This is a genomic window from Pseudoalteromonas sp. A601 (assembly GCF_002165575.1).
Taxonomy (GTDB): Bacteria; Pseudomonadota; Gammaproteobacteria; order Enterobacterales; family Alteromonadaceae; genus Pseudoalteromonas.
Genome location: NZ_MXQF01000033.1, coordinates 24,206 through 31,909, shown reverse-complemented (window position 1 = coordinate 31,909; position 7,704 = coordinate 24,206). Strand labels below are relative to the sequence as shown.

Here is a 7,704-nt window from a genome sequence, read left to right as displayed (position 1 = left end):
AGTAATATTGAGCCAGCTCACTTTGAGCTGGTTTTTTTATGCCTATGGAAAATGCCTCTACTTAAGAGGCTTGGTCTTTAGCAAAGTTAATTACCTTTTTTACTTATCCTTTCACATACGTTTGCTGTAATAGCACGTAATATTTATTTGCTATTTTTCTTTCTAAAATATTGTTATCTAACCGCAGTTTTATGCGAAGAAAACCGCAAATGTAATTATATGTTAATTTTTTGTGTTTTATTTTTGTTGGGTTGTGTCTATTCTTGGTAATTCATTGTAATATCAATAGTTAGATATATACCTCATCATTTGATTTAAGGTATTGATAATGGCTTATTTAATTAATAAAAATACAAGTGAATATTGTTTTTTATACGCACATCATAGTTTTGGGCGTTTCCAATATTCTGTCGATACACTTGTGAATGACTTAAGCGTGTCAAAAATCCACGCTATCATAGAGTGGTTAAACGGTAAGTGGTATATCAAAGATTTGAGCCTTAACGGCACTTGGTTAAACCATAAGCGTTTGGCCAAAGATGAAAGTGAAGAGTTAAGCGTAGGTGACAAAATTTACTTCGCAGGTAACTCTGACACGACTTACATTGTAAAAGATTTAAGTGCTCCTGCAGATCAGTTAATAAAATTAGATGATGAGCAAAATAAAACCGCTGAATCAATTAAGCTTAAACACTATCATCTGCTACCTGAATCACAACCAGACAGCGCTGTGATTTATCAAAAAGAGACAGGGCAATGGTTGCTGGAATCGTTAGAAAACTCACTACATGATAGCCAAAAGGTATTAGAAGATAAGAGTATTATTTCATTAGGGCATAACAATTGGATGTTTTTATCTAGTCACTTAGAAGTGACAACTCAAATGAGTTCAGTACCACAGTTGTATATTAATGACTTAGATTTTATTTTTAACCTTAGTTTGGATGAAGAAACATCAGAATTAAAAATTCAGCATCATACAAATAATAAAGATTATGACCTGCATGTACGCTGTCATCACTATCTAACCTTAAATTTAGCGCGGTATAGAGCGCAAGATGCTAAAAAAGGGGTATTGCCTGCAAACCAGGGGTGGGTTAATACGGAGCAATTAGTGAAAGATTTAGGCGTCGACATGCGCTATTTAAATATACAGATACATCGTGCTCGCAAACAATTTTCAGAAGTTTTAACAAATGTTCATGACGCTGAAAATATAATAGAAAGACAACTGCGAAAAGTACGGTTTGCTGGTGCATCCTTTACAATTTATAAAGGGTGCGAATTAGAGAGTACCTCGGATGTCGTTAGAGCATGAAACAGTATTAAAATTTAATAAGGTCATCACTAACTATAAATTAATAAAATTACTTAACCAAGGAGGAATGGGAAGTGTGTATCTTGCGGAAGATACACGTTTAAAGCGCTATGTTGCGATCAAATTGTTAAAACCAACGGAGCATTTAATAAATCATAGCGACCCACTTATAGAGGCACAGCTTCTAGCTCGCTTGAACCATCCAAATATAGTACAAGTGCACGATGTACTGTTGTATGAGCAGCAAATATGTATTGTTATGGAGTACCTCAAAGGTAAAACTTTACTTCAATTTCAGCATCAGCATATTACAACGCTCGACGAAAAGCTTAACTTATTACAGCAGCTGTGCGCGGGGTTAGTTCATGCGCATAGTCAGGGCGTAATGCATTGTGATCTGAAGCCCGGCAATATACTAATCGACAATCATGAATTAAAAATAACTGACTTTGGTATTGCTACGTTACAGAGTAACCCTCTAAAAGAGCAAAGTTTAGAATCTAGCTTTGGTAGCGCGAGTGCGATGTCGCCTGAGCAATTAAATAAACAGCCCTTAGATTTTCGCAGTGACTTATTTTCGTTTGGCATGCTGGCATTTTTGTTTGTTAGTGGCCGACATCCATTCGGAGAAGGTTCTGCACAAACACTTGCTAATAATATAGCTAATGGGGAAGCGCTAAATGCACATGAAATTATTCCTAAACTACCAAATGAGTTATGTGATTTATTAAACCAACTTTTACAACGAAAAAAAGAGCTTCGCCCCGCTGATGCCAAAGAGGTTGCACGTAAGTTGCAAGATGTTGTTATTGCGATTAAACAACAAGAAATCCTAGCACAAGATACTGTTCCAGTAGAGCAGCTCGCTATACAAAAAAAACCTTTTTTAACCCCCGCTTTTTGGTTTGCCGTATCTATGATTGCCTTGGTAGCGGTTGGATTAACTTATAAACTCAATGAGCCACCAAATGAACATTATGTTGCATTTTTACCGCCTGTAATAAAAGCACAATCAATGCTTAATGCGGATCTTGATATGATAAAAGCGACAATTGATGATGCTGTAAGGCAAGGCGTAATAAATAGTAAGCACTTACATTTAATTTCTCGAGATGAAGTTGACACAATTGTAACTGGTGAAAATAAACAGCTTAATTTAACTGCTCAGCTTAATAAGCTAAGTCAAGCTACAGGTTTGCAAGAAGCTATTAGTTCAGAGCTTAACTGCACTCAGCTGCAGTGTTACTTAACGCTTGTTCGTTTAGAGGCACCAAACTGGACAGTAAAAGCGCGTAAACAATGGCCTATTATTGTGGACAACTACAGCCAAATGTATCAATCAAGTAGACAGCAGTTAACCGCGCTTTTTCCTGATTTTGATAGTAAATATTTAACCTTATCTGAACTAAGTGATACCGTACAAATTGAGCATATTGGGCTCTTTCAAAAGGTTCAGCAAGTTGAGCTACACTCAGAACAGTTATTTATACGTATTACCGAAGCGATTGAACTTACCCCGCAACTGTATGCTAATTATGAGCTATTGCGTGAAGTTGCACTGAGTTTGTATCAACTCTCGCAGCAAAAGCGATATTTAGATATTGCTAGTAAGCTGCTGTTTAATGCGCCTTCTGAATATCAAAACACCCCTGCATTTGCTAAAAATGCCATGCTTATTGCGATAGCAAAGCAGGATTGGGTAGCTGCGGAGCAGTATTTAACTAAAGCAAAGCAAGTAGGTGCAAGTACATTAATGCTTTATGAATTAAAAGGTACCCTATTCTTACAGCAAGATCAGTTAGTTGAAGCACAACAGGCATTTGAACTGGCGCTAAAAATACGGCCTAACCCTATAATAAAACAAAATTTGGCGCTTGTGTTGTGGTGGCAAGGTAAAATAGCTGAGGCTAAGCAATTACTCAACGAAGTAATAATCATAAGTCCAAATAACTATACAGCGAATCAACTACTCGCAGATATTGCACTCACCGAAGGTGAATTGAGCATTGCAATAGAACAATATAACCAGGCTATTGCCATTAAGCCCGAAAGCACTGATTTAAGTAATTTAAGCATTGCTTATTCATTAAAAGGAGAGTTCGAACAAGCGTTACAGGTCGCGCAGCATGCCGTTGATATTAACCCTGAGCATATAGGTTTTAGGCTAAATTTAGCTGATATTGAAAAAGCACTCGGACTTAGTGAATCTTACCCTGCTAATTATTTAAAGGTGATTGAACTTACCCAAAAACAGCTTACGTTGGATAGCTATTTAGAATCCGCCCAAGCGTATAGCCAGTTGGGCGAAGCAAAACGCGCATTACAGGCATTAAATAAAGCCATTAGTATTGCATCTGATCATTATGAATATGTGTTTACTGCAGCGTTAGTGTACAGCGTAATAGGTGAGTACCAATCTGCGTTAATGTATATAGAAAAGTCATTAGAGATAGGTTATCACCCAATGTGGTTCAAGCTACCTTGGTTCAAACCATGGTGCCAAAAAGAAGGGTTTATCAGCTTAATACAGCAGTATGACCCTTCTTTTAATTGTGGTAGCGGCTTAAATTAAAGAGTATTCCCCGGTCTACGCACTATAATTTTAGGATCCTGCGACATATAAATTTTATTTGTCGGTAAATGTTTAGCAGTGTATCTAAATGAGATAGGTAAATATTGAGTATGTTCACCTTCGGTGACTTCAACAACTTTATCTAAGTTGTCTTTATCTACACCATTAAATTCGTAAGTTGGTACTACTTGGGTTACGCGTAAAATCAACGTGTCTCCATCCGTAATTTCTGTTGATATATTATATTGGCAGTTACTATCAGCACCACAATATTCAACGCCATTACCATAAAACTCCCAATCAGTGGCAACAGAAGGGTCTAGTTGAATAATTAATTCAACATATTGTTTGCCTTCAGTACTTTTTGATACACCTTGTTTTGCGTTATCAAATAAAACACTTAACTCCTCCGTTGGGTTTGTTTCATTATCAAAAAACGTTAGCCAGTTCTCATTAACGTGAGGTAACACTGTTAGGGTTTTAACTGAAAAGTAATTATCTGGTTGGCATTGAACTTCAATATTTGGAGTTTGAATATCATTCATGTGATCGGTCCTTGTATAAGGGAGTCATTGTAATTACAGCAGCTAACTTTATGTTTGTTAACTTACATTATTTGCTACATAACCTAGGATTAGGTTTAATTTCTTTAGTGTAGAAGATATTTTTTATAAAACGAAACTAAAAACATTATTTGTAATGCTGTGTAATATTTTTTCGCTGCAATAAAATAGTAAAAATACCTATCTTGGCATTTTCAGATTCGCTATGATGAATTGTCTTTTGGTTAATGAAGTTTATTTATGTATTTACAGATACTTACAAATTTTGATTGGGTTAGTGTTGGCGTAGGTTTTACAGCCAGTGCTATGCTTTTCAGTGTAATTGGGGCTGCGCGACGCAAACGTCTTTACACCGAGCTTAACGAGCAACAGCAACAGCTTGCCTTATTACAAACTCAATATAATGAAAAGCAGCAACAATATGCGGCATTAGTTGATGAGCAAAATTTACTTGAGCAAAGCTACCAAGAGCAAAGAGATGAAGCGCAGCATTTTAAAACCCGCTTTAGTGAACAAGAGAAACAAAGTCAGCAATATAATCATTATTGGCGTAAAGCTGAAGCTGATTTAACCTCATTACGTAATGAATTTAATGCTCGAGATGTAGAGCTTAATTCTTTACGGACTGTGCTTGAACAAAAACAAACTCATTTTGAGCAACAGCTACAACATATAAAAGACAGTAAAGAACAGCTCAAAAAAGAATTCGAGAATTTGGCTAATCAAATCCTAGAAGATAAATCACAAAAATTTAAAACCCTCAATCAAGAGAGTATTGAACAACTATTAAAGCCTGTGCAAGGTGAGCTTAAAGGTTTTCGCGATAAGCTTGAATCTATTCATGTTGAAGACTCAAAGCAACGTGAAGCACTTAAAATTGAGCTACTGCATTTACAAGCTAAAAGCCAAGCAGTTACCGAGCAAGCAGATAAGCTCAGTAATGCGCTACAAGGGCAAAAGAAAACCCAAGGTAATTGGGGCGAGTTAATGCTTGAAAACGTGTTAGACAGCGCGGGGCTACGAGCCGGAACCGATTATGAACGAGAGGTTTCGTTTAATACCGAAGACGGCCGCCTACGCCCAGATGTAGTAGTGTATTTACCCCAAGGGCGCCACTTAGTTATTGATGCTAAAACATCGTTAAATGCCTATACACGCTTTGTTAATGCAGATGATGATATACAAGCTCAGCAAGCGATTAAAGAGCATGTTGAAGCCGTAAAAGCGCGCATTAATGAACTGGCAAGTAAATCATATGACCGTTTACCTGGGCTTAACTCTCCAGAAGTGGTGATCATGTTTGTGCCGATAGAGTCCGCCTTTGTTGAAGCACTAAAATATCAAAGTGATATTTACCAACAAGCGATAGAGCAAAATATACTGGTTGCCACACCCACTACCCTTCTAACTAGTTTAAATATAGTTAAACAACTTTGGCGTTTTGAAGAGCAAACGAAGTATTCAAAAGAGCTGGCAAACCGCGCGGAACGTTTTTACAGCAAACTTAATGGCTTTTTAACCAGTATGGAAGGCGTTGGTAAACAGTTAGATAAAGCCAAAGAAAGCTATGATAAAGCGTTTTCTCAGTTATATCGTGGTAAAGGAAACTTAATTAAGCAAGCCTCTGAGTTTAAAGAACTTGGTGTTTCAGTGCAAAAAGAACTCCCTAAAGAAAGTGTTGAACGGGCGCAATTAGAGCTGGATTGATCTAAAGTTTTCATTAAAAGGGCTCAAAATGAACATAGGGATATATATTTACGATGATGCTGAAGTGTTGGATTTTTCAGGCCCATTTGAAGTATTTAGTACTGCTAAACGCTTGGCAAATAATAACTGTCAGGTGTTTTTTGTGGCTGAGAAAAACAAACCAGTACTTGCGCGTGCAGGCTTCAGTGTAAACCCCCATTACAGTTTTGCAGATCACCCCGCTATTGATTTGTTAATCGTTGTTGGTGGTGTGCATACTCATGAGCTTGAAAAACCAGCTGTAATAAGCTGGATACGAAAAAACGCAGGCACTGCTACTAAAGTTGCTTCTGTGTGTACGGGAGCATTTTTATTAGCCAGAGCTGATTTACTCAATGGTCTAACGGTTACTACGCATTGGGAAGATCAAACTGATCTTGCCAATATGTTCCCAAATCTAAATATGATCGCAAATAAGCGTTGGGTGTCACAAGGTAAATTTACCACCTCTGGCGGAATTTCTGCAGGTATTGATATGAGCTTACAATTGGTTGCTGAGTTAATAAGCCCTGAACATGCAGAGCTTACAGCAAGGCAAATGGACTACCAGTGGCATAAAAACACTTAGCCCTCTGGTAGCTGCTGTTGAATAAAAGCGTTTAGGTAATCACGTAAACAAACCGATTTTTTACTAAGTAAACGCCCACTTGGCCAAATAGCAAAAATCTCCCTTGGTAGACTTTGCCAAGCTGGTAAAACTCTGACTAACTCGCCCGTTTTAAGCTCGTTTATAATTTCAAATCGCGGTAGTAACCCTACACCTTGATGATCACATAGTTGATATTTCACAAACCCTGTATCGTTATAAATGCTACTAAAGCGGCACATATGCGTATAACTGGCGCGTGTTTGGTTATTGGTGAGTGGCCAACTATTTCTTAGTGTTGTACCAATTAAACGATGTTGTTTAAGATCACTCGGTTCTTTGAGTGCTTGTGAATTAGCTAAATAGCTTGGCGTAGCCACTAAAATAGAATCTGCTTGTCCGAGCTTTTTTTGTTGTAATAATGAATCCGCTTGTGGACCTATCCGTAGGGCTAAATCGGCTTGGCTTTTTATTATATCTTCAAGCTGATTACTCAAAATTAGCTCTAATTGAATATCAGGGTACGCTTTAGTGAACGCCAACCACATTGGCCTTAAAAAACCATGGCAAATATTAAGTGGCGCAAGTACTTTGAGCTTACCGCTTAGTTGCTCTTTTTGTTGATTGAGTTGATGACTGGTTTGTTCAAACTGCTCAACTAAAGTTGCGTAGCTTTGGTAATAAACCTGCCCTTGTTGAGTTAGTGTGCATTGGCGCGCAGAGCGATGCAGCAGCTTTTGCCCAAGCCGAGATTCAAGGCGTTGTAAACGCCGTGTAACGGTTGCCGCAGGGAGCGATAAGTACTCCCCTGCTTGCGACAACCCACCTTGTTGCACTATGTGCACAAACAACACAATATCGTCTAACATGATTCCACTTTTGCAATTTAAGTTTGATTTATTTGCTATATCTAACATTT

The 7,704-nt window shown here is 37.7% G+C and carries 6 protein-coding genes; 4 read left to right on the top strand and 2 right to left on the bottom strand.

Annotated features, from left to right (window positions below):
• Positions 1-328: 328 nt before the first annotated feature.
• Entirely contained in the window at positions 329-1,318 is a 990-nt protein-coding gene (locus B5G52_RS18400) for an FHA domain-containing protein (protein ID WP_087534111.1), read from the top strand.
• Positions 1,302-3,890: a serine/threonine-protein kinase gene (locus B5G52_RS18395; RefSeq protein ID WP_087534110.1), complete on the top strand. Its 2,589-nt coding sequence runs from the start codon at positions 1,302-1,304 to the stop codon at positions 3,888-3,890. The genes B5G52_RS18400 and B5G52_RS18395 overlap by 17 nt, the downstream gene beginning before the upstream one ends.
• On the opposite strand, the gene B5G52_RS18390 is transcribed toward B5G52_RS18395, so the two are convergent.
• Positions 3,887-4,435 carry a hypothetical protein gene (locus B5G52_RS18390; RefSeq protein ID WP_087534109.1) on the bottom strand — a complete coding sequence of 183 codons (549 nt, stop codon included), beginning with the start codon at positions 4,433-4,435 and terminating at the stop codon, positions 3,887-3,889. The genes B5G52_RS18395 and B5G52_RS18390 overlap by 4 nt on opposite strands.
• A gap of 258 nt (positions 4,436-4,693) precedes the next feature.
• Here B5G52_RS18390 and rmuC point away from each other — a divergent pair, with 258 nt between their 5' ends.
• Positions 4,694-6,160 carry a DNA recombination protein RmuC gene (gene rmuC / locus B5G52_RS18385; RefSeq protein ID WP_087534108.1) on the top strand — a complete coding sequence of 489 codons (1,467 nt, stop codon included), beginning with the start codon at positions 4,694-4,696 and terminating at the stop codon, positions 6,158-6,160.
• Between the two features lie 28 nt (positions 6,161-6,188).
• Complete coding sequence (locus B5G52_RS18380; RefSeq protein WP_087534107.1) at positions 6,189-6,767, top strand: DJ-1/PfpI family protein; 579 nt, start codon at positions 6,189-6,191, stop codon at positions 6,765-6,767.
• Here the strand turns inward: B5G52_RS18380 and B5G52_RS18375 are convergent.
• Positions 6,764-7,654 (bottom strand): LysR family transcriptional regulator, encoded by an 891-nt coding sequence (locus B5G52_RS18375; protein ID WP_176372581.1) that lies wholly within the window; start codon positions 7,652-7,654, stop codon positions 6,764-6,766. The genes B5G52_RS18380 and B5G52_RS18375 overlap by 4 nt on opposite strands.
• Between the last annotated feature and the right edge of the window lie 50 nt (positions 7,655-7,704).

Excerpts from the sequence above, each read along its gene's own strand:
- B5G52_RS18395 (WP_087534110.1), top strand. The coding sequence starts at position 1,302 with ATGTCGTTAGAGCATGAAACAGTATTAAAATTTAATAAGGTCATCACT.
- B5G52_RS18400 (WP_087534111.1), top strand. The coding sequence starts at position 329 with ATGGCTTATTTAATTAATAAAAATACAAGTGAATATTGTTTTTTATAC.
- B5G52_RS18375 (WP_176372581.1), bottom strand. The coding sequence starts at position 7,654 with ATGTTAGACGATATTGTGTTGTTTGTGCACATAGTGCAACAAGGTGGG.
- B5G52_RS18390 (WP_087534109.1), bottom strand. The coding sequence starts at position 4,435 with ATGAATGATATTCAAACTCCAAATATTGAAGTTCAATGCCAACCAGAT.
- rmuC (WP_087534108.1), top strand. The coding sequence starts at position 4,694 with ATGTATTTACAGATACTTACAAATTTTGATTGGGTTAGTGTTGGCGTA.
- B5G52_RS18380 (WP_087534107.1), top strand. The coding sequence starts at position 6,189 with ATGAACATAGGGATATATATTTACGATGATGCTGAAGTGTTGGATTTT.